General features: G+C 55.8%; 15 protein-coding genes. 14 read left to right on the forward strand and 1 reads right to left on the reverse strand.

Features of this window, described 5'->3' with window-relative positions:
• The first annotated feature begins 216 nt into the window (after positions 1-216).
• The 7 genes from ACFPPD_RS09800 (at position 217) to ACFPPD_RS09830 (ending at position 9999) form a co-directional block, all read left to right on the forward strand.
• Positions 217-654: a DUF1641 domain-containing protein gene (locus tag ACFPPD_RS09800; RefSeq protein ID WP_209749146.1), complete on the forward strand. Its 438-nt coding sequence runs from the start codon at positions 217-219 to the stop codon at positions 652-654.
• Positions 655-691: 37 nt separating this feature from the next.
• On the forward strand, positions 692-1870 hold the full coding sequence (locus ACFPPD_RS09805; RefSeq protein WP_209749145.1) for an NAD(P)/FAD-dependent oxidoreductase: 1179 nt from the start codon (positions 692-694) through the stop codon (positions 1868-1870).
• Positions 1871-2135: 265 nt separating this feature from the next.
• Complete coding sequence (locus ACFPPD_RS09810; RefSeq protein WP_209749144.1) at positions 2136-3578, forward strand: SWIM zinc finger family protein; 1443 nt, start codon at positions 2136-2138, stop codon at positions 3576-3578.
• A gap of 33 nt (positions 3579-3611) precedes the next feature.
• Complete coding sequence (locus tag ACFPPD_RS09815) at positions 3612-5414, forward strand: HEAT repeat domain-containing protein (protein WP_209749143.1); 1803 nt, start codon at positions 3612-3614, stop codon at positions 5412-5414.
• On the forward strand, positions 5393-6481 hold the full coding sequence (locus ACFPPD_RS09820) for an ATP-binding protein (protein ID WP_209749142.1): 1089 nt from the start codon (positions 5393-5395) through the stop codon (positions 6479-6481). The genes ACFPPD_RS09815 and ACFPPD_RS09820 overlap by 22 nt, the downstream gene beginning before the upstream one ends.
• On the forward strand, positions 6439-8802 hold the full coding sequence (locus ACFPPD_RS09825) for a DUF5682 family protein (RefSeq protein ID WP_378082053.1): 2364 nt from the start codon (positions 6439-6441) through the stop codon (positions 8800-8802). Before ACFPPD_RS09820 ends, ACFPPD_RS09825 begins: the two co-directional genes overlap by 43 nt.
• Before the next feature lie 3 nt (positions 8803-8805).
• Positions 8806-9999: a VWA domain-containing protein gene (locus ACFPPD_RS09830; RefSeq protein ID WP_209749141.1), complete on the forward strand. Its 1194-nt coding sequence runs from the start codon at positions 8806-8808 to the stop codon at positions 9997-9999.
• Between the two features lie 128 nt (positions 10000-10127).
• Here the strand turns inward: ACFPPD_RS09830 and ACFPPD_RS09835 are convergent, their stop codons facing one another.
• Entirely contained in the window at positions 10128-10871 is a 744-nt protein-coding gene (locus tag ACFPPD_RS09835) for a GDSL-type esterase/lipase family protein (RefSeq protein ID WP_378082056.1), read from the reverse strand.
• A gap of 210 nt (positions 10872-11081) precedes the next feature.
• Here ACFPPD_RS09835 and ACFPPD_RS09840 point away from each other — a divergent pair, with 210 nt between their 5' ends.
• From ACFPPD_RS09840 to ACFPPD_RS09870, 7 genes are all read left to right on the forward strand, one after another.
• Positions 11082-14351 (forward strand): fibronectin type III domain-containing protein, encoded by a 3270-nt coding sequence (locus tag ACFPPD_RS09840; protein WP_209749139.1) that lies wholly within the window; start codon positions 11082-11084, stop codon positions 14349-14351.
• Positions 14352-14374: 23 nt separating this feature from the next.
• The gene (locus ACFPPD_RS09845) at positions 14375-16870 is read left to right on the forward strand and encodes a choice-of-anchor Q domain-containing protein (protein WP_209749138.1); all 2496 of its coding nucleotides are present in this window, start codon (positions 14375-14377) and stop codon (positions 16868-16870) included.
• Positions 16871-17029: 159 nt separating this feature from the next.
• The gene (locus tag ACFPPD_RS09850; RefSeq protein WP_209749137.1) at positions 17030-18322 is read left to right on the forward strand and encodes a hypothetical protein; all 1293 of its coding nucleotides are present in this window, start codon (positions 17030-17032) and stop codon (positions 18320-18322) included.
• Between the two features lies 1 nt (position 18323).
• A complete protein-coding gene (locus tag ACFPPD_RS09855; protein WP_209749136.1) occupies positions 18324-19610 on the forward strand; it encodes a DUF455 family protein in 1287 nt (428 codons plus the stop codon).
• Between the two features lie 25 nt (positions 19611-19635).
• Positions 19636-20745, forward strand: a complete 1110-nt coding sequence (locus ACFPPD_RS09860) for an SGNH/GDSL hydrolase family protein (RefSeq protein ID WP_209749135.1) — start codon at positions 19636-19638, stop codon at positions 20743-20745.
• A gap of 292 nt (positions 20746-21037) precedes the next feature.
• The gene (locus tag ACFPPD_RS09865) at positions 21038-21946 is read left to right on the forward strand and encodes an ABC transporter permease (protein WP_378082062.1); all 909 of its coding nucleotides are present in this window, start codon (positions 21038-21040) and stop codon (positions 21944-21946) included.
• A gap of 17 nt (positions 21947-21963) precedes the next feature.
• Entirely contained in the window at positions 21964-22842 is an 879-nt protein-coding gene (locus tag ACFPPD_RS09870) for a carbohydrate ABC transporter permease (RefSeq protein ID WP_209749134.1), read from the forward strand.
• Positions 22843-22901: the final 59 nt, after the last annotated feature.

Genomic DNA, 22901 nt, shown 5'->3' on the forward strand with positions numbered 1-22901 from the left:
TGTGAAATCCCCATCGAAAGGCGGTGGGGATTTTATTTTGCCCCCGATTCGACAACTTCATTAATTTACCGCGGAAAAGCGCAAGATTTTATCGAAAGATGCCAAATATATACTTGTACTATTCGCGCGGAAAAGGATAAAATAAAGCAATAAATGTGATTAAATTCACAAAACTTTCTTAGACTGCTGACGATTTCGATTAGGGGAGGAAACAGAATGTCTGAATCGACTGTATTGAATGCCGATCAAGGGTCCGTCGTGACCGATGCCGCGGCGAAGTTGGACGTGCTGGATCAATTGTTAAAACCGGAAGTGCAGCAAGCGATCACCCAATTGGTGGATCAATTGCCGAGGCTGGCCGAGATGATGACCGTTCTGACGAACGTGTACGATTTCGCGCAGAAGGTTGCGAAGGACAAAGTGCTGATCGAGGATACGCTCGGCGGCATCCAAGAAGTGGTCAAGCCTCTCGCGGAGAAAGCCAAAGGCTTCGCGTCCGCGGCCATCGAAGCGAGCGACCGCGCGGAGAACAGCGACGCGACGATCGGCGTGTTCGGCATGATGAAGCTGCTGAAAGATCCGGAATTGCAGAAGATGCTTCGTTTCAGCCAAGCTTACCTGAACATTCTGGGCGAAAGAAAAAATAACGGTTAATCGGACCGATCCATAGGCGAAGAACGGAGGAACATAGATGAGAAAAGAAATTCTGATTCTCGGGGCGGGTTACGGCGGGTTGCTGAGCGCCCTGTCCGCCAGACAGCATCTGTCGACCGCGGAAGCGAACATTACGATCATCAACCGCTCGAATACGCACCAAATCATTACGGAGCTTCACCGTCTTGCCGCGGGTAACGTGCACGAGAAAGCCGTCGCGCTTCCGCTCGAGAAATTGTTCAAAGGCAAGCAGATCAACGTCGTGGTCGGCGAAGTGCAATCCGTCGATCCGGAAGGCAAAAAAGTTTCCTTGAATAACGACACTTCTTACCGTTACGATGCGCTCGTGCTCGCTCTCGGAAGCGAAACGAACTACTTCGGCATCCCCGGACTTCAGGAAAATAGCTTGATCCTGAAATCCGTGAACGACGCGAACAAAATCTTCGCTCACGTCGTAGACCGCATCAAAGCGTACGCGAAGTCGAAAGACAAAGCGGACGCGACGTTCGTTATCGGCGGCGGCGGATTGACCGGCGTCGAGCTCGTCGGCGAGCTTGCCGACGAATTGCCGGCCATCTGCCGCGAGAACGGCGTGGACTTCTCCGACGTTTCCTTGAAGCTGGTCGAGGCGATGCCGACGATCTTGCCGATGTTCTCGCCGGATCTCATCCAACGCGCGGTCACGAGCCTGGAGAACCGCGGCGTCGAATTCTTGACGAGCTTGCCGATCACGGAAGTGAAAGGCAATGTGGTCACGTTAAAAGACGGTCGCACGATCGAAGCGAACACGGTCGTATGGACGGGCGGCGTCCAAGGCAACACCCTCGTCGCGAACTGCGGCATCGAAGTGAACCGCGGCCGCGCGTCCGTTAACGAAGCGCTGCAATCGGTGTCCCACCCCGACGTCTACCTCGCGGGCGACTGCGCGGTCGTCTTCGGACCGGAAGGCCGTCCGTATCCGCCGACTGCGCAATTGGCATGGCAAATGGGCGAGCTCGCGGGCGCTAACATCGCGGCTACGTTCAAGGGCACGAAACCGGATGCCTTCAAGCCGGTCTTCTCCGGTACGCTCGCGAGCCTGGGCCGCAAAGACGGCATCGGCGCCGTCGGCGGCACGGGCATCGAGCTTCGCGGCACGCCGGCTTCCCTCATGAAGAAGGCGAGCAACGCCCGTTATCTGTCCCACATCAACGGCTTGTTCACGCTGGCTTACTAAGCCGAAGGCGCGGGCCATTCCCGTACTCGCTTAACGGAATCAATAATATCCAACCCGCGATGCTAATTCGTTCGAATGGCATCGCGGGTTTATTGTTTTAAAGTAAGGTCGAAGCCCGAGGTGCTTCTTTCATTTTCGGAAGGTGATTTTAATCTTTTCTCGAATCTTATAAGCTATTAAAAGATGGAAGGAGGATCGATTAACTGGGTATCCCGTTAATCGCCTCCAAAGTCTCGCCATCCAATTGATTTCAGCGAGGGATCGAATGATAACTATTACCGAAGCTTACGTGGATAGCTTGGCATTGAACGCTAACGCGATCAAGAACGGCCGCGATCTGGTCAAGAAAAACAGTTTCCCCCTGCTATGCCGGACGGAGGACGATACGCTGTTGTTCGGCGAATGCAAGGGCAGCGGAAACGAGCCTTATCGCTGTTCCGTGGATTTCGTCAAGCCTGAAGGCCCGACATTCCGTTGTTCTTGTCCGAGCCGGCAGTTTCCGTGCAAGCATCTGCTCGGTTTGATGTACGCCTATGCGCTGGGCAAAAACTTCGCGACGGCGGCCATTCCGGAGGATATCGCGGACAAGCGCGAGAAGGCGGAAAAGCGGGAAGAGAAGAAAAAGGAAGCGGCATCCGACTCCGAGGAAACTCCGCGCAAACGCCAGACGAACAAATCCGCTCTCGTCAAGAAAATCGTAGCGCAGCTCGAGGGCATCGCATTCGCCGAGAAGCTGCTTCAAGGAATCGTTCAAGCGGGGCTGGGCGGCATCGATAAAAAGGCGATCCAGACGCTCGGCGAGCAGGTCAAGCAACTGGGCAATTATTATATTCCGGGCATTCAGGGCTCCTTTCGCGAGCTTCAGCTCGGCATGAACGCCGATCAACCGCGGGAAGCGATGTACGAGCGGGCCATTCCCCGGCTCGGCCAGTTGTACGCCTTGCTGAAGAAGAGCAGGGAATACTTGGAGCGTCGCAAGGAGAATCCGGACGAGACGACGCTAGATGCGGAATCGACCTTGGAGGAAAGCATCGGACACGCCTGGCAACTGTCGGAACTTCGGGAGAGAGGGCTGACCCGGCGCGACGCGGAATTGCTCCAGCTCGCCTTCCGATCTTATGCGGATCCCGGCCGGGAGCAATTCGTGGACGAGGGCTTCTGGATCGAGCTGCGATCCGGGCGTGTTCATGCGACGCGCACGTACAGGCCTTATCGGGCGGCGAAGCATATTCGCGAAGACGATTCCGTTTACCTGGTGGCCGCGACCAAAGAGCTGTTCGTCTATCCCGGCGAGCTTAACGCAAGGGTCCGCTGGGAAGAGGCGTCGTTCCGCGAGCCTTCTTCCGAGGATTTCACTGTCGCCCGGAGCCATGCGGGAAAATCCTTCGCGGACGCGATCAAACAAGCGAAAAATCAAATAAAGAACCCGTTGTCCGACAAAAATCCGGTCATGCTCGTCGCCTATCGGGATGTCGTCGTCATCGACGGACGTTACGTTCTGTTAGACGAACAAGGCAAGCAAATGCCGCTCGCGGACATACCGTCCATGAACGATGCGACGACGCAGCTACTGCCGTTAATGAGGACGGAAGATTTGCGGGGCGGGGCGATGCTCGTCATGTTCCATCACGATACCGGGAATAATCGGCTATCCGCGCAGCCTCTGAGTCTCGTATCGACGCATGGGATAACGCGGTTATCGTTCTAGAAGATTCATATTCGCGATGAGGGTGATAAAAGAATGAGTATCGGGTTGTTGCAAGAATTGGAACAAGAGACGCGAAGGCTCTTCGTGGCGGGCAGCAAGTTGGCTTCCGGCGACTTGCGCTTGGGCAAGCTGTTGCCCCAGCTTCGGAAACTGGGAGAGGCGGCCCCGGTATTCGCCAGGGTGGCGCAAGCGGTAGAACAAGCGACCGAGGCAGGAGAGGACAACCCCTCGGTTAAGCTGCTCGAGCTGTCGACGTTGCTCTCTTCGATTCTATACACGCAAGGAATGACCGAGAGCAAGGGCGAAGCGTTGCCCTTAGAAGGCGGCGAGAATTTCCGGCAGACCTCGTCGACGTACCGTAGATTAAGCCCGGTCCTCGAAGCGCTGTCCCAGAAAGGGCAAGGACGCCTCGAAGTCATCCGACAGGCGCGACAGGACGGGTTGTTCGACGATTACAGGCTACTGATACCCGCGGTCGCCGCGCTCGATGAAAGCTACCCGGAAATCTCCGATTTCTTGGAGTCGGAAGTCGTTCCGCTCTATGGACGGGACGCGTTGCCCGTATTGCGCCGTCAGTTCCGCATGGACGGGGGCAAGGGCGATGCGCGAAGGCTTCAGTTGATTCACAGGCAGCTCGGCTCGTCCGGCATGGAGCTGTATCTGGAGGCCGCCGAAGCCGGCTCGCAAGAAATCAGAACAACCGCTATCGGATTGTTGGGACATTATCCGGAGCAAGAGAGCTTCCTGCTCGGCCAAGCGGGCGAACGGCGCAAGGAAATTAGGCGCGCCGCGCTTTCGGCATTGGCAACGATCGGGACGCCCAGGGCGGCGGATCGCCTCTTCGAAGCGCTCGCTTCGCCGAAGGACGGGGAACTGGCGGTAGAACCGATCGCAAACAGTCGGGATGAAGAATTGATCCTTCGAGTCGTATCTTTCGCGCGCTCTGCGTTCGATAAGCTGAGAGAGAGCGGCGAGAGCGAGGAGACGCTGGGGAAGTTGCAAACCTCTTTGGATGCGCTTCGGTCTCGCGACGCCGAGGGCATGTCGGAGCTTGTCCGAGACATTCTTTCCGAGAAATCCTTCACCGGCCTGGCGGCCTCCCGCATTCAAGAAAGCGCGGCACGGCTGCTGATCGGCCTGTCCGATCCGGAGGCGAGAGCGTTCGCGGTCGGGCTAAAGGACACGCATAACCATCGTTTTCTCGACTATAGCTTGAGGGCGGCAATCTGGAGCTTGTCTCCCGAGGAGGTGTACCTTCGTTACTCGGGTTATTTGACGGGGACCCACGAGTCGGCGGGCAAGCTTCTTCTTCAGGCCTTCCTGCAACTGCTGCCTAGCCTATACGAGAAAATGACGGAAGACGGTTCGCGGATCGCCGCTTCTCTCGACCCCCGATGGGTGCAGGCGTTCATCCGCCTGGACGAGGCGGAGCTCGTGTGCCGCGCCGCGGAATCGCCCGATCGGCATACGGTCAACTACTTGATCGGTAAATGCAGGCGAATCGTCGGCATCGGCAACGACTACGATATTCACTGTTTCCTCGCGTTGTTCCATATCGGATACCCGGATGCGTCGGAAGTACTGATGGATGCGCTGACATCCGGGGCCGGCAGGCAGATGTATTACCTGTACGGGCTTCAGGAATTCTTGTTGCTGCAATTGTCCGCTTCCAGCGCCGATCGCCTCGTTCGTCTCGCCGAGAACGAAGTGCCGTACGAGAGCACCCGAAAGAAGCTGATCGAAATCGCGGAGGCGATTCGTACGAAGCCGCAAGACGAGCAAGGCGAGTTCGGCGATAAGAAGGGATGGAGCAAATGGATAAGCAAAATGTTTTAAGGCTGCCGGCGGAACGGCTGTATGCCGAAGAATTGGCGGCGTTGGTCGCCTCCGACCAAGACGCCAAGCCGGCCGGCTGGCAGTTATCGCCCCGGGCCGCGCTGACTTTCATCATCGGCGGACAAGCCGGCGGAACGACGATTACGCCGAAATACATCGGCAACCGCCGTCTCGTCGAGATGGCGATCGCGACGCTGCTGACCGACCGCGCGCTGCTCCTTATCGGAGAACCGGGAACGGCGAAATCATGGTTATCCGAGAATTTGACGGCCGCCATTAACGGCGATTCCTCCAAAGTCGTTCAAGGCACGGCGGGCACGAGCGAAGAGCATGTTCGTTATGCGTGGAACTACGCGATGCTGTTGGCGCAGGGTCCTTCCGATCAAGCGCTTATCAAGAGTCCGATTTACAGGGCGATGGAAGCGGGAGGAATCGCGAGATTCGAGGAAATATCGAGATGCGCTTCCGAAGTTCAGGACGCGCTGATCTCCATCCTGTCGGAGAAGACGGTCGCGATTCCGGAACTGGGGCGCGAAATCTCAGCGGCGAAGGGCTTCTCCATTATCGCGACGGCCAATACGCGCGACAGGGGCGTGAACGAGATGTCGGCCGCGCTGAAGAGGCGCTTCAATATCATCGTGCTTCCCGCTCCTTCGAGCTTGGAGACGGAGGTCGATATCGTGAAGCGCAGGGTCGCGGAGATCTCGGCGAGTTACGAGCTGAAAGCTTCCTTGCCGGAAGAAGAAGCGGTCCGCCAAGTCGTGACGATCTTCCGCGAGCTCCGGAGCGGGGCGACGCTGGACCGCAAGAAGAAGGTCAAGCCGCCTTCGGGCGTCATCTCGACCGCGGAGGCGATTTCTCTTCTGACCGGAAGCATGGCGCTGGCCGCCAGCTTCGGCAGCGGCAGGCTGACGGACGAAGATCTCGCTGCCGGCCTGCAAGGGGCGGTCGTCAAAGACGACGAGAAGGATCGGCTCGTCTGGAAAGAGTATCTCGATAACGTGATGAAAAAGCGGGGATCGGAATGGCGGAGCCTCTACAACGCTTGCCGGGAAATGAACGATTGAACGCCGCGCCGGACGGGGTTCGTGTCTTCGGCATTCGGCATCTCTCGCCGAACGGCGCACATCATTTGCTCGCGTTCCTGGACGAGATCCGTCCGACCGCGGTGCTCGTGGAAGGGCCGAGCGATGCGAACGAACTGATTGCCCAGTTGACTTCCCGCGGCGTCGTGCCCCCGATCGCGATGCTCGCCTATACGGAAGAATTGCCCGTTCGGACCTTGCTTTATCCGTTAGCGGAGTATTCCCCGGAATACCAGGCCTTCCTATGGGCGCGTAGGAAAGGGGCGGTATGCGAGTTCATCGATTTACCGTCGGGCAGCGCGCTTGCGCTGCACGTCGCGAAGTCGGAGGACGAAGAAGAGGAGGGCTCGGAATCCGAGGCGGCCAAGCTCGACTTCGTTCGTTATCAGAACGGCTTATACGGTTCGATCGCCGAACGGGCTGAAGAACCCGACTACGAGGCGTACTGGGAGCGGTACTTCGAGCATAGCGCCGATCCGCTCGCTTACCGAAGCGCCATTCTCGAACTGTCGGATCGCATGCGGGAGATGACCGAACGGGACGAGCTAACCTTCCGTCCCCGGGAGTACGCCTACAACGAAATCCGCGAAGCTTACATGAGACGGAGAATTCAAGAAACGATAGCGGCGGGGCACGACGCCGCCAAAGTCGTCGTCGTAACCGGCGCGCATCATGCCTTGGCGCTTGCGGGAGGAAAGCCCGCCATGTCCGATAAGGAATGGGCCGGGTTACCGTCCTCCAAGACCCGTCTTACGCTCATGCCGTATACGTATTACAAGCTCTCGTCGCGGTCCGGTTACGGCGCGGGCAACTTTACTCCGGCTTATTTTCAGCTTTACTGGGAATGCCTGCGTAAGGGACGGTTACCGGAATTGCCGCATTTCTACTTGTCGAAGATTGCCGGGTATTTGAGGGAAAAAGGAACTTACCGCTCGACGGCGTCCGTCATCGAAGCGGTAAGGATGGCCGAGGCGCTTGCCGCGATCAAGAACGGAAGCCGGCCGACCTGGAAGGACTTGCACGACGCGGCCGTTACTTGTCTGGGAGGCGGCGAGCTGGCCGCTATCGCGGATGCCCTATCGCGGGTCGACGTCGGAACGGCCATCGGCCGTCTGCCGGAGGGCGTCAGCCAAACGCCGATCCAGGACGATTTGAACCGAGAGCTGCGCCGGCTGAAGCTGGACAAATACAAGTCTCCGGTCGCGCAAAACCTCGAATTGGACCTGAGGGAGAACAGACGGGTAAAGTCGGAGGACGCGGCCTTCCTCGACCTGCGCAGATCCGTCCTGTTGCACCGGTTGGAGTTGCTGGACATCGGCTTCGCGCGCAAGTTCGCGGCTCAACAAAACGGCGCGACTTGGGCGGAGCATTGGACGCTGCGCTGGACGCCCGAATCGGAGATCCGGGCCGTCGAATCGACCTTAAAGGGAGAAACGATCGAGATCGCGGCGGCTTACGTGCTTCATGAGCGTCTTCAAGCCTGCACGGATATCGCGGAGGCATCGAAGCTCATCCGCTTGGCGATCCATTGCGAGTTGCCGTCCGCCATGGAAGAAGCGAAGTCTTTGCTTCAGACGCTCGCCGTCGACGACGTCAGCTTCGCGGACATAGCGGAGGCGGCTTTCGAATTGTCCGGTCTGATCCGGTTCGGTTCGATTCGGAGACATGACGCGCAACCGCTGCTTCCGCTGTTGCGGCAGTTGTTCCTTAGAGGCTCGTTGACGCTGAACGACGCGGCGGACTGCAACGACGACGCGGCTCCGTCGGCGTTATCCGCCTTGCAGCTTCTTCATTCGATTTCCCAAGAGCATTTCGACGAAGTAGACGAGCCTCTATGGATCAAGGAGCTGAAGCGGTTGGCTTCGAGGGACGACCGCAATCCGAAGTTATCCGGCTTCGGATTTGCTCTGCTGCTGGAGAAAGACGAATTCGCGCCCGATGCCATCGAAAGCGAAATGTCCAGGAGGCTGTCTCCAGGCATTCCGGCAGATCTAGGGGCCGGCTGGTTCGAGGGGGTGTCCATGCGCAACCGTTACGCGCTGCTATCCCGGGCGTTGCTGTGGGAGCGGCTGGATGCTTATATCGGATCGCTCGAGGACGAACAGTTCCGCAGATCCCTCGTGTACTTGCGCCGGGCGTTCTCCTCGTTCGAACCAAGGGAGAAAGCCGCGGTGTCCGATCTGCTCGGCGAACTGTGGGGAGCAGGCGCGGAGGATGCCGACCTCTTGCTACAACGGCCGCTTACCGAAGAGGAAAAGATTAGCTTGGACGACATTAACGAATTCGATTTCGGAGACCTGTAGCCTATGAATGATAAAGACGCGATGAAGTTAAGAAGATGGAGGCTCGTCCTCGGAGCGGCGGCGGAACGGAATTTGGAAGCCATGTCCGGGGGCAAAGGGCTGGGGTTAACGGACGATGACGCGGTCATGGATGCGGCGCTCGCCGCCATTTACGACGAAACCTTCGAACCTGCCGGTCAAGGCGGAGGAGGAGCGCGCTCCGCTGGCCTCGGCAAATCGTCGCCCCGAATCGCCAAGTGGCTGGGAGACGTCCGCTCGCTCTTCCCGCCGGATATCGTGTCCGTCATCCAAACGGACGCGATCGAGCGCAAAGGCTTGAAGCAGTTGTTGTTCGAGCCTGAATTGTTGTCGCAAGTGAAGCCGGATCTTCACATGGTAGGGACGCTGATGGCGCTTCGGGGGCAAATCCCCGAGAAGGCCAAGGACGCGGCCCGGGAGCTGATTCGTTCCGTCGTCGACGAAATCATGAAGCGCATGGAGCAGGAGCTTCGCCGCGCCGTCACGGGAGCTCTTAACCGCCGGCAACATTCACCGCTTCCTTCGGCGAACAGTCTGGATTGGAAGACGACGATACGCCGCAACTTGAAGAACTACGATCGCGAACGCTCGCTCCTTATTCCGGACAAAGTCTATTTCTTCGACCGTACCCGCAAAAGCAAAGAATGGACGGTTATACTGGACATCGACCAAAGCGGTTCAATGGCGGGATCCGTCGTCTACGCCTCCATCGCGGGCTCGATTTTCGCCAGCATGCCGGCTCTCGATACGAAGGTCGTCGTATTCGACACGGAAGTCGTCGATCTCAGCGAGGCTTGCGCGGAAGATCCCGTGGACATGCTGTTCGGCATTCAGCTCGGCGGGGGAACGGACATTAATAAGTCCGTCGCTTATTGCGAGCAGTTCATCCGGGAGCCGGCCAAGTCGTTGTTCATTCTCGTGTCCGACCTGTACGAAGGCGGCAACCAAGCGGAACTGATTCGTCGCCTGGGCGAGATGAAGCAAACCGGCGTCAAGACGATCTGTTTGCTCGCCTTGTCGGACGACGGGGTTCCTTCCTATGACGAGAACGTCGCCAAGAAGCTGGCCCGGTTCGGCATACCGTGCTTCGGGTGTTCCCCGAACCGGCTCCCGGAACTGATCGAGGGCGCTCTTAAAGGAATGGATCTGCAAGCGTTGGCGGAGCGGCTGGGGCGGTAGCGTTCGCTGGCCGTTTGCGCTCCCGCCGAAGTTAGAACGGGCGTATTCAGAACGCACTGGCCGTGGCAGCCGTGCGTTTTTTGCGCGCGCATTCCCGCATACGAAGAGGAGGAATCCCCTTCGCGCATCTAAATGACAACGCCATTCGCGAATAAAGATTTGCGAAGCACTTCCGCCATGATGTTATAGCCCAGCACATTCGGGTGTAAGGAGTCGTCCGACAATTCCGGTCGCAGCGTTTTCCCGTCCGAATCAACGAGATAGGCATGATAGTCGACATAGACGGCTTTTTCGTTCGCTGCCATTTGTTTAAGGGCATGGTTCGAAGCGGCCAGTAGCTCGTTGCGGATATTCGTACTTTGGTTGGGACAACGAATGAGCGGTTCAAAAGGAAAGCAAGGGATATCTTTGCCGGTGGGCAGGTTCGAACCGACAATCGGCAGGATGCCGTAGCTCTTCGATAGCTGCACCATCGTCGTGATATTGCCGACTATTTCGTAATTGATTTGTTCCGGCGTTCTCCGTTCGCGAGAGTCTACGGCATCAAGCCTCCAAGTGTTGTTCGTTCCCCCTAGTATATGAACGTATTTGGGTCTTAACTGAATGACATCGGCCGGAAAACGGCGAAGCATAATCGGCGTAGTGTCTCCCGTAATCCCGCGGTTAACGATGAACTTACCCGCTGAATGGAAATAGACCTGCAAATCCCAATATTGCGTAATGGATTCGCCAATGAAATCAAAATCGACGTCGATTTGATGGAATAGGACTTGTTCGTTGTAGCCATCGTAGACGGATCGCAGACGGTCGGCGGCAGCAACGAACGAGAAGTTGCCGGGCCTGATGATGGGCGCTCTTTGTCCAGCGGTCAAGTCCATTCCTTCTTTCCGGATACATACTCTGGATTCACGTGTATTCGGCGAAATTCGGTAATATGCCGATTCATTTTGATATATCCCCTCAGAGATTATCGCCATGCAGCCATATATAATTATTTCCGTAAGCGTTTACAAATTTCAAATGAGGAGGTTCGAACTTCTATGTATGCTCCTGAATATTCAACCAAACGAGAGGAGAAACAGATGAAGAAAATTTATTTCGTATTGCTGGCGCTGTTTCTGCTGTTTGCGGGCTTTCCTTCTTGGTCTCATGCGGCGAGCCCGAGTTCGCATACGCCGATCCCGAAAGGGGGGGCCAATACGACGGCTTACGCTTATTACGAATACTTGCCGGAAGGCTACGACGACGATCCGAACGTGTCATGGCCGGTCGTGATCTTCCTGCACGGGATCAACCAGAAAGACGATGGAACCGGATTAGCGAAGCAGCTAGGAGACGGTCTACCGAAGTACATCAACGATGGCGAGGACTATCCGTTCGTCGTCATCTCCCCGCAGATCACCGGAACCGATAATTATTTCAATCCGACGAAAGTGGACACCGTGGTCGAATTCGTCAAGAGCCATTACCAGGTGGACCCGGATAGGATGTACTTGACCGGACTGAGCATGGGCGGCGGCGGCGTATGGCGGTATGCGGCGGCGTACCCCCAGAAGCTCGCGGGCATCGTCCCCATCGCGGGCAACGAGACGACACCGAGCGGCAATATGAGCGGAGTGCCTACTTGGGCGTTCCACAATTGGGGAGACAGATCGATCAACGCCACCCGTTCGATCAATTGGGTTAATGATGTTGCAGGCGACATATTGGGAACATCGCCGACCAACCTGCTGGCGTCGCATCCGAAAATCAACGACCCCGGCTACGTTCCCCCGGGCAATTGGAATGACACCGACCTCACCCGAACGGCCAGGTTCGATGCGGCGAACGGCTGGGCGTGGAGCGACGGCGTCGTTCATCCGGGCAGCAAACATCCTTCGATTACGTTATATGACAGCACTACTCATGGAGGCTGGTACGAGGCTTATCACAATCCGGATCTTTGGAACTGGCTGCTCTCCCAGACGTTGAACGGTCCCATCGACATTACGGCACCGAGCGCGCCGGCCGGGTTGACGGCGACGGCGGCCTCAAGCAGCCGGATCGATCTGAGCTGGACGGCGTCGACCGATAACGTCGGGGTAACCGGCTACCGCGTATACGACGGCTCCGGCACCCAGCTCGGAACGACGACGACCGCCTCCTTCAGCCATACCGGTCTTAGCGAGTCGACTGCTTATACCTACACCGTGAAAGCCTACGATGCAGCAAACAATCTTTCCGCGGCAAGCGCCCAAGCGAGCGCAACGACGTTAACCAGCGTGGCTCCGCCGCTGTTCGTCGACGATTTCGAGAGCGGAGCGGGGCAGTGGACGTCCGTTGCGGGAACGGCCGCGGATTGGTCGGTCGTTGCCGAAGGAACGGGTCACGTCTATTCCCAGTCGAGCGCATCGGGACAGCATATCGTAACGGCCGGAGATGCTGCTTGGACGGATTACGCGGTATCCGCAGACGTGAAGAGAACCGCGGGCAATGAAGCCGCGATCCTGGGCAGAGTGGCGGCGAACAATAAATTTTACCAGCTTCACGTCGACGGAACCTCCTGGTCGGTGTTCAAGAACGATCAGAATACATGGACGGAGCTTGCAAGGGGAACGTATGCGACGAACGCTTCCGATTACAACAACTTGAAGATGAAGTTTGTCGGGAACCAGATTCAGGTGTATATCGACGGACAGCATCAGGGCACGGCAACGGATACGTCTGCAACGCCGGCGTTCGCCGCCGGCAAGATCGGGCTGCGCACCTACTTGGGCAGCGCCCGATACGACAACGTGCTCGTGGAGACCATCGATACGCAGGCGCCGACGGCGCCGGCCAATCTGTCGGCGACGGCCGTCTCCAGCAGCGGGATCGATTTGACTTGGACGGCGTCGACAGACAACGTCGGCGTGACGGCATACAAAGTGTTCCGCGATAACGCGCAGATCGGTACGACGGCCGCCACATCGTACAGCGATACCGGCTTGAGCTCTTCGACTACGTACGCGTACAAGGTTCAAGCCTACGATGCGGCCGGCAACTTATCGGCCGACAGCAATTCGGCCAGCGCGACGACGTCCATGGCCCCGATCTCCTGCGACATCACGATTCCGAACAATTCGACGGTCGAATACGACGCCGATACGTTGAGCGCCCAGCCCGGCGATACGGTCTGCATCGCGGCCGGGCAACGAGGCAAGCTGAAATTCGTCGACTTCCAGGGTACGGCGGCACAGCCGATTACGTTTATCAATTACGGCGGACTGGTGGATATTAGCCATAGCAGCCATGCTTTTATTTTCTCGAATTCCAAGTACTTCAGAGTGACGGGCACCGGAGACCCTTCGTATGCTTACGGGATCAAAGTGAATTCGCACACGAATGGCGGATCCGCGGTCGTCATCAACAGCTTCAGCACGAATTATGAAATCGACCATATCGAGGCGTCTGCCAACAATGGCGGATTCGCGGGTTTTCTCTTGAAGACCGAGACGTCTTGCGACGTCGCGACGCAGCAAGGCCACTTCACCCAGTACGATACGAGAGTCCATCATAATTACATTCACGATGTAGGCGGGGAGGGGATCTATGCGGGGATGTCTTACTACTTGGGGGACACCCGCTTCAACTGCGATGGCATTGCGGGCAATGACACGATTTATCCGCATACCTTGGAAGGCGTGCGCATCTACGATAACGTGGTCACGGACTCGGGCAGGGAAGGGATTCAGATCGGCAGCGCGACGGACGACGTCGAAGTCTACGGCAACCAAGTGTTGAGGTACGGTTTGGCCAATGTGACGTACCAAGATAAAGCGTTCGAAATCAATCCGGGCACGAGAGGGAAATTCTACAACAACTTCGTGAAGCAAGGAACCGGCATCGGCATTCATAACCAAGGTTTGCCGGGAACGGAAATATTCAATAACATTGTCGTCGACGCGGGCGGAGACGGCATATACAGTCAAGACCAGTTGAGAGCCAACGATCCCAATAATACGACCGACGGGATGCATTTCTGGAATAATACCATCATCAATTCGGGCGGGAACGGCTTGCAAGTCCGGAATCAACTGGCCGGACCCGGCAGCGTGTACAACAATCTGATCGTCGATACGAATCTCGGCGGCAGCTCCTACATTTTATACGTTGGCACGGGAACGTGGACTTCGGATGACAATCTGACTTACGCCTCTATCGGCACTCCGCTGTTCGTTGATGCGGCCGGCGGCAATTATCGGCTGCAGTCCGGCTCGCCTGCCGTCGATCAAGGTACGAACCTGTCAAGTCAGGGCGTCGTGTTCGACTTCGACGATGAGGCTCGTCCGCAAGGACTCGGATTCGACGTAGGCGCTTTTGAATCTCATTAACGATAGAAGGGAGAAGCGATGAAATGAAGAAACATAAAGCATGGAACAGAGTTCTCATCTATAGTCTTGTTTTATGGTTTGTTGCAGGCGTTATCGGAATGCCGGGAACGCTGGCCAATGCCGAGCCCGATCCGGTTAATATCGTCTGCGACGCAAGCATTCCCTCCAATACGCAGAGACTCTGGAACGGCGAAGAAATGGGCGTTCAGCCGGGAGATACCGTATGTATTGAAGCCGGCGTTCGTCCCGAAATCCTGCACCTGACCAAGTTTCAAGGTACGGAAGAGGCTCCGATTACTTTTATCAATCACGGCGGAATCGTAGAGATCAAGACCGATCCGGGCAACGCCGCTTACAACGGCCTGTATGCCATGAAATTTACGATTTCCTCTCACTTCGTTCTGAAGGGTACGGGAGATCCCAACGCGAAGTACGGATTCCGGTTAAGCACGGGAGGCAACAGCGGCGCTTCCGCGCTCATGGCGACTTCTGGCAGTACGGATTTCACCATCTCGAATGTGGAAGTGTTCGGGGCCGGCTTCGCGGGTTTGATGCTGAAGACGGACCCTAGCTGCAGCGCGCCGAATACGACGCAGCGCCCGACGGCGGTCATTCAACCCGGCTTTGTTCAGAGGAACACGGTCATTCACGACAATTACATCCATAACACCGGCGGCGAAGGCATGTATATCGGTCATTACGCCTATGCGTCGGGATACGCGACAAGCTGCGGCAAGCTTTGGCCGCATGCGTTGGAAGGGCTTGAAGTGTACGATAACGTGATCAAGGATACGAAGCTGGACGGCTTGCAAATCTCCGCGGCTACGCAAGGAGTGAAGGTATACGGCAACGAGATCGAGAATTACGGCCTGGCGCGTCAGCAGTTCCATATGAATGGGCTGGAGATCAATCCGGGAACGGCGGGAGACTTCTACGACAACGCGATCGTGAACGGAACGGGAGCGGGCGTTCATTACAAAGGACGCGGAGATGCGCGCATCTTCAACAACGTAATCGTTCGTTCAGAGGATGCCGGCATCATCAGCTTGTCGGAGACCGGCTTCACGAACCCGGACGATCCGGCGTTCGACGGCAGTCCGATTCATATCATGCATAACACCATCGTGAATTCCGGCTTGACCGGCATCTATTTCTGGAACCAAGGAAATAAGAATGCCGGCAATACGGCTTACAACAACCTGATCGTCCGGGAGAGCGCAGCCGGGGCATCGGGCGATGCGTACATCCGGCTGAGGTACGCCGATACCGATTTGACCTATAGCAATAACTACATGACGAACGATTTGGCAGCGGTTCGGTTCGTCGATGCGCAGGGCGGGAATTACGGTCTGCAGAAAGGTTCCCCGGCGATCGACTACGGCTTGGACCTGTCCGGCCAGCCATGGGGAGATAAGGTCATGAAGGACTACTATGGCGTAAAGAGACCCTCGGGCGCAGGGTATGATGCCGGAGCTTTGGAGAGGACTCATGTGGCATTTATGACCAGAACGGTAGAATATCAAGGCGTTGAACGGAAGTATGCCGTCTATGTGCCTGAAGATTACGATCCCAACGTATCGTGGCCGATGATCGTGTTCCATCATGGAGCCGGGGAAGTCGGGACGGACGGGGTCAAGCAAACGGAGGCGGGGATCGGGCCGGCCATCGGCAATACCCCCGAGCTTCAGAAGGCGATTATTTATATGCCGCAGCGGGCGGGGACCTCTTCGGCGGAAGCTAAATTTTGGACCGAACAGGCCCAGTTAGTGGCCGAGGAGTTCAACGTCGACCCGGAACGTTGGTATATGACGGGGTTGTCGGCAGGAGGCTACATTACGTGGAACTGGGGAGGCGCATTCGCCGGGCAGTATGCCGCCTTGATGCCGATCGCCGGCGGGCTGAGCGATACGAGCGCGGGCAAGCTGAACAAGCTTGCGCAAATTCCGATTCGCGCCTTGCATGGGGGCGACGACAATGTCATCGCTCTTTCATGGGGCAGCCAAGCCGCGGTGAATGCGGTCAATGGTGCCGGCGGGAACGCGCAGTTGACCGTCATCCCGGGAGTAGGGCATAGCCAGTGGGATACGAAGTTCTATTCGGTCAGGGAGTGCATGGCCTGGCTGCTTTCGCAGCGGAACGCCGGCGTCGTTACATTAGAGGCTTCGGCGGAGACGGGAAGTCCGGGAATCGGAGAGGAGATCGATGTTACGCTTCGATTCTCCAAGCCGGATTATCCGTCGACGGATTATTACTTCCAAGGCAAGAAAACAGTAACGATTACGGGATATGCGCCGCATGGAAACGGCACGGCGGGCAAATTCGCCGGAGAACAGCTAAAGGGAGCGGCTACGACGGTGGAGATTGACTTCGGTCCGGATGGCCGGGCAATCGTTCCCCTCAAGCTGGTGAATTCGGTTCCCCAGCCGCTTGCGTTTGAGATAGAAGGCCTCGGTCTTGTTAGCAATACGCTTGAGGTCGAGCCGATCGCGGGCGGCGGCCATGCCGCTTCGCAGAACTAAACGAAGATGTCCTAATGCCGGTGCTCCTATTGAGGGGCGCCGGCATTTTACGTGGCGATAATTCGATAATATACCTATCTATTTCGATATATCCCCTCATTCGGATTTGCGTGCGGTTCCTATAAAATGATCGATGATAAGGGATACAGGAGGTGCCGTATGGGTTATTTTCGAGTCGGACAACAGAACGGCCGGTATTTATTTTTCGACGGGCAGGATCGTCCGTTCTATTCGATTGGCGTTAATTGCGCGTGGAATCCAATCTCCGACCCATCGGGCGAGCGGACCGTAGATCTGGTACAGAAGTACGGCGGCACTGGCCGCTGGCATGCAGAGTGGGCGGAGGAGAAGCTGCGGCAGACTGCCGAATGGGGGTTTAATACGCTGGGAGCTTGGCATGAAAAGCATTATTGGGGCAACGGAGTCCCGAAGACCGTGGAAATTCGCTGCTCCCGTTACGCCAAGAAGGTGAACAACGAGTGGGGCATCGGCTTCCCGGACGTATTCGACCCCAGCTTCGCGGCTTCCGCGCATAAAGCGATGCTGGAATGCTTCTACGAGAAGGGAGAAGATTTACTGAAGGACGAGGGCTTGATCGGCTACTATACCGACAATGAACTGCATTGGTGGGGAACGGGCGGCAAATGGGGCAGCAACGATCCGGGCGAGGGCTATAATGACACGCATCTCGTGGACGATTATATCGATCTGCCGGCGGATGCCTCCGGGAAGAAGGCATGGGTTGCATTCGTCCGACAGCGGTATGATTCCATAGAAGAATTAAACCGCACGTGGGACGCGGAGTATCAGGACTTCGACGATCTGCTCTATATCGGGGTATACCGCGCGAAGCAAGACGTGATGGATGAGTTGAAGCAACTCTTCTTGCGCGACATTGCACAGGCGTATTTCCATACGACGACTTCGATTTTGCGGCTGTACGACCCCAATCATCTTCACTTGGGCTGCCGCATGGTAGGCACCGGAACGCCGAAAATCGTCATGCAGGTCATGAAGCAGTACGTCGATGTCATTTCGCTCAATTTTTACAGCTTCGATCTTCCTCGGAAATGGATGACGGACGTACATGAGCTGACGAACAAGCCGCTCATGGTAACCGAGTTCAGCTTCTGCGCCGGAAGAAGCGCAGGCTTCCTGTACAATACGAACGGAGCGAGAAAGGTCATCGTTAAGGATCAGAAGCGCAGGGGGGAAGCGTACAAGGATTTTGTCGAGCTGGCCGCCTCGCTGCCGTATCTGGTGGGAACGCATTGGTTCGCCCTTTACGATTATTCGAACCGGAACGGACTTATCGGCAACTACGGTTTAATCAATGCGAATGATGAGACGTACGAGGAATTCGCCGCGGAGGTTGCTGTTATTAACAGACGGCTTCTGGAACGATTATGCGACAGCTGTAACGGGATCCAACAGCTTCAGGGGAGGGAATAGCATGCCTGAACTCTTAAAGCCCCAAGATACGGCGCAACGGCTTATCCCTTTATTATGGTTCGAGTTTGAATTATCGCGGATGGCGGCAGGGTGGGTGCCTGCGGTTAAACGTTACGAACATAAGCTAAAGCTCGGCAGGTTCCATTATATGCACAACAGGAACGTTCGTTGGCTGCATGAACGGATTAAGGAGCTGCCGGGGGCGTTCCATGATAAGAACGGAACGCCTCCCGTCATTCGGGAAGCGTTCGAGCGATTGTCGACGGCGGAGAATGAAGCGGATTTCCTGCACGCTTACTTATTTGCGGTCGATCAGGCCGGCGTTGAATACAGACGTCTATACGATGCGGTTGACCCTCTGCTGGATATGCCTACGGCGGATCAACTCGATTTGGTCATGGGCGCGCTCCCGGCTATCCGCAATTGGCTAACTGCCGAGCTTCGTTCTGCCGCCCAGAGCCCTAACCCACAATGGCAAGCGTATACGGCCGCCGTATGGGTTTGCATGATGAACGAACTGGGAATTGAGAATCGGATGGCTTCCGGCAAAGCGCGTTGGCCCAAACCTCCCGTATCGAAGCCGTCCGGCCCCGTGCCGATGGAATCGGCATGGGACGAGGAGGAGTTTCCGTTGTACGTGAAACCGGATAAGCCGCAGAAGGCTTACGACGATCCCTCCATGTCGCCGCTTTACGATAGCGTCAAGCAGATGCATTTTATTAATGCGACGGAGATCAGCGCTGCGGAGATGCTCTGTTATGTCTATTACGGGGTGCAGAAGATGCCGCTGGCGTTCTATTACGATTTGGCCCGTCACAATTGGGATGAGTTCAGGCACAGCGAGATGGGCGTCCGCAGGCTGCGGCAGCTGGGCTACAGCACGAAGGACTTTCTTTTCACCAAAGGCTCTCCGGGCGAGAAGGTCGCGAAGGAATGGTTTCCGGAGATGTACGCCGGTTTAACGATGGTTGCCGAGCCTTGTTCCTTCATCAAAAAGAAGAAAAGCACGGAGGCGTTCCGTCAGTTCGGCGACGAGCTCTCCGCGGTACAATGCGAGTTCGATATGGCCGACGAGCGGATGCACGTCGATTTCGGGAAGAAATGGGGGCCGGAGTTGTTCCGCCAGATTAACGACATGATTACGGCGGAGGAAATGTCCGAACGGGCGCGGAGACGCAGATTGGAGCAGCTGGAAGCGGGGGATGAGGAAGAAATCCGGCGGCTCGTCAAGAACTTCCCGGCCTTCTGCGGATTCTCTACGACGGAACTGAATTATGATTCGTATTGAGAGCCAGGGAGAGGTGCCTGCATCCATGTCCATGAAACTTGAGGTCTACCGCCATCGCGCGCCGCTCAAGATTACGTATGAAAGCATCGGCAAAGGCTCGATCACGATCGGTTTTATCGGGGGTTCGATTACGGATGCTCGCAAATTCCACGGGAATTGGCCGGAAACGGTCATTCATTGGATGGCGGAACGTTATGAAGGACTGCGGATCCAGGTCGAGAATGCCGCGATCAGCGCAACCGGAAGCGACTTGGCCGTCTTTCGGGCGGAACGCGATCTCATCGCGAAGGGCTGCGATCTCGTATTCGTCGAATTTGCCGTGAACGACGACCATGAACCGAAGTCGAAGCGGATGAGAACCCGGGAAGGACTGATCCGAAAACTGCTGGAGGATAGGAAAAGAGAGATCGTGCTGGTCTATATGTATAACCAGAATATGTACGAGGATATGACGGCCGGACGCCTCCCGCCATCGATCGAGGAATTCGAACAGCTGGCGGAACATTACGGCATCGGCTCGGCGTGGGCGGGCTTGCATGCCTTGGAAGAGGTGAAGCGCGGTCGTATGCGCTTTGAAGAATGGCTTCCCGACGGGCTTCATCCCGAGGGAAGGGGAAGCTTCAGTTACGGGAGCTGCGTAACGGAGTTTCTCGCGCGGGAGGAGGAGCGTTACTCTATCGCAACCGGGCCGGATTCGGCCCGGAAAGAGCTTCCCGCTCCGATCGCTGCCGATCATTGGGGGGAGGCGCGCGTCCAATCTCTCGATACCCTCGTTCGCAAGGGGATTTGGTCGCTGAGAAGATGGCCCTACCTGCCAGGGATGGAGCAAGTATTGTATACCTCATCCATCGGGTCCAAGTTGGCACTCACTTTCCACGGCTCGGCGCTTTATTTCGGGTTCGATTTCGGCAAACAGTCCGCGGAATTTCGTTATCGCATCGACGACGGGGAATGGCTGAAGTCGAACCGCGAGCGACCGGGTTGGTGCGGCGATAGAGGATGGTTTGTTCTGAATACGATAGCGGAAGGACTGGAGCCTAAAGAACATCGATGCGAGGTGGAGGTCATTCACGGGAACCGCGCGGACTGCGAAGGAACCCAATTTTGCCTGGCATTGGTCGGGGTGCTCCCTTGAGATAAAGAGAGATATATCTCTATGCATCTTTATATATCGCCTCATTGTTCGCCTTACATCCCCCGTCTACAATAAAGGTAAGAATTCATAGAGTTCGCGTTCAAAAAGTTCGGTTATCAGCACCGAGAAGGTTGAAAGAAGCTAGGGAATGAGGATCGGAGCGTAGGCAAACCTACGTGAGAACCGGAAGTCCCGGCTGAATTCAAGATTCGATGCCGAATAGGCTTCCTGATTCACTTCGTGATCATAATCGGACTTTTTGAACAACCTCATAAAGGCAAAGGGGTATGTTATGCAAGAATCTTTTATCCGCTTTATGTTCCGTTACAAAGCTCTATATCTCATGCTCGTTCCGGGGCTGCTCTACTTTATCGTATTCAAATACGTTTCGATACTAGGAAGTGTAATCGCTTTCCAAGATTACAACATCTTTAAGGGATTCCTGCGTAGCGACTGGGTCGGATTGAAATGGTTCGAGCAATTTTTCAATTATCCCCAATTCACCCGTCTATTGTGGAACACCTTGATCATCAGCTTCTACCAGATCATCTTCGTATTCCCGGCGCCTATTATACTGGCGCTCCTGTTGAATGAATTAAGAAATTTGGCATTTAAGCGAACCGTACAAACCGTCCTATACATGCCGCATTTCTTGTCATGGGTCGTCATCGGCGGTTTGGGATATATGCTGATGTCACCGCAGATCGGATTGATTAACCAGCTTATCGTGGCCTTGGGCGCCGAACCGATTCATTTCCTGCAAGAACCCGGATTCTTCCGCTCTATCATCATATCCTCTAGTATCTGGAAGGACATGGGGTGGAACGCGGTTATCTTCCTCGCCGCTTTATCCGGAATAAGCCCTTCGCTTTACGAGGCGGCCAAGATCGATGGAGCGGGACGATGGAAACAATTTATCCATATTACTTTTCCCGGGATTCTGCCGACGGTCATGCTTCTATTGCTTCTGAAAATCGGACATGTGCTAGATCTCGGTTTTGAACAGATTTACGTATTTCTTAACCCGATTACTTATCAGACGGGGGATGTTCTCGATACGTACACGTACCGGGAAGGAATCGTGCAAGGACAATACAGTTTAACTACGGCGATCGGATTGTTCAAATCCGTCGCAGGCTTTATGCTGCTCATCCTGGCGAATCGTACCAGCAAAGCCGCAACCGGGGAAAGCATCTTCTAGAGGGAGGCGGGAACGGAATGAAAATAAAAAGACATCCGGGCGAAATCGTTTTTGATACATGCAACGCGTTCGTTCTCGTTCTTGCCAGCGTCTTGATCTTGATTCCGCTCGTGCACGTCGTCGCCAGCTCGTTCAGCTCGACCGGCGCTCTGATCCAAGCCGAAGTCGGTCTATGGCCGGTCGGATTTCATTGGGATAACTATAAAGCCGTATTCAACAACGATATGGTATGGAACTCGTTCCGCAACACGATCATCGTCGTTGTCGTCGGTACGTTGATGAATATGGCGCTGACGGTGACGACGGCTTATCCTCTCTCGAAGCCGTATTTGCGAGGACGGAAGATCGTTCTGCTGTTTATCGTCTTCACCTTGATATTTTATGCGCCGATCATCCCGACCTACCTGGTCGTAAAGTCGTTAGGCATGCTGAACACGTTATGGGCATTAATGATTCCGCTCGCTATTAACGCCTTTAATCTATTAATCTGTCTGACCTTCTTCCGCTCGCTTCCCGAGGAGCTGTTCGAGGCGGCCAGGGTCGACGGCGTTTCCGAATTCGGCATGGTATGGAAGATCGCGGTTCCTCTATCCAAGCCGATCATGTATACGCTCATGCTGTTCTACTCCGTTCAGCATTGGAACAACTATTACAGCGCGTTATTGTTTATTACGAAGCAGGATTTGCGGCCGCTGCAGCTGTATTTGTACACGATCGTCGCTCAGAACAACGTCAGCGAGATGCTGGCGCAAGCGACGGAAGCCTCCACCGGGATGTCGCCGCAAGGGCTGCAAATGGCCACCGTTATGGTAGCCACCCTTCCCGTGCTGTTGATTTATCCGTTTATCCAGAAGCACTTCGTAAAAGGCGCTCTAATCGGTTCCGTTAAAGAGTAGCGAGCTGCGGTGAACGATGGTATCATGCCATTTCACATAACCAATTCATAGGGGGAAAC

Source organism: Cohnella suwonensis (assembly GCF_042655365.1).
Classification (GTDB): Bacteria; Bacillota; Bacilli; order Paenibacillales; family Paenibacillaceae; genus Cohnella; species Cohnella suwonensis.